The following is a 639-nucleotide window of genomic DNA, read 5'->3' as shown; positions in this document are numbered from 1 at the left end:
TCTGCAAATTTATAAAATCAAAAGACAACGAGAAAAAGCACAACACAGAATTAGCATTTGTATTAATAAAATTCTTCATAATAAGGTGTATTGCTAATGATTGTTCCAGATTTCACATTTTTTGCTGCTGCATACATATCCAATATGCCCCCCATGACATTTTCAGTTGTTGCCGAACAAGAAACGCGGGACAATGTCTATGTAACAGATGATAAAGATAACTTGTTCTATCAATCATCTCAGCTTAAGGAAACAATCGCAACAGCTGAACAGAATGAACATAATTTTAACATAATTTTAGGGCAAATTGATGTTGGAAATATGAAATTGTTTTCTCTTTTTGATGCGTTTGATTTTTGCGGAAATATTACAGCTGTACAAAGCGCTTTAACTTACTGCTATCAACAAACAACATCAAAGTGCATCTTTGAAAAAGCGACTTTGCAGTCTATGCTGAATTTTTACAATACAGAAAACTCAAGCCACACCCGTATGCAAAAAGTTACTTCATATGTTGGAGTAAAAGCTGCTGTACGAGGAAATGAAGGCTTGCAGGAGCCTATAAAGCTTAAAAAAGAAGAACCAGAACAGACAACTAAAGTAGATTCTCTTCCTCTCTCTTCAAAAGGAGAGGAAGAT

The 639-nt window shown here is 34.6% G+C and carries 1 protein-coding gene; it reads left to right on the top strand.

Annotation, left to right across the window (positions count from 1 at the left end; genetic code table 11):
- Positions 1 to 96 precede the first annotated feature (96 nt).
- The coding region (locus tag ACFIL8_RS12880; RefSeq protein ID WP_375690030.1) for a TrwN protein at positions 97 to 639 on the top strand (543 nt) is incomplete at its 3' end.

Source organism: Bartonella sp. AP57NXGY (assembly GCF_042195805.1).
In the GTDB taxonomy this organism is placed as follows: Bacteria; Pseudomonadota; Alphaproteobacteria; order Rhizobiales; family Rhizobiaceae; genus Bartonella.
This window is presented reverse-complemented; position numbering and strand designations above follow the sequence as displayed.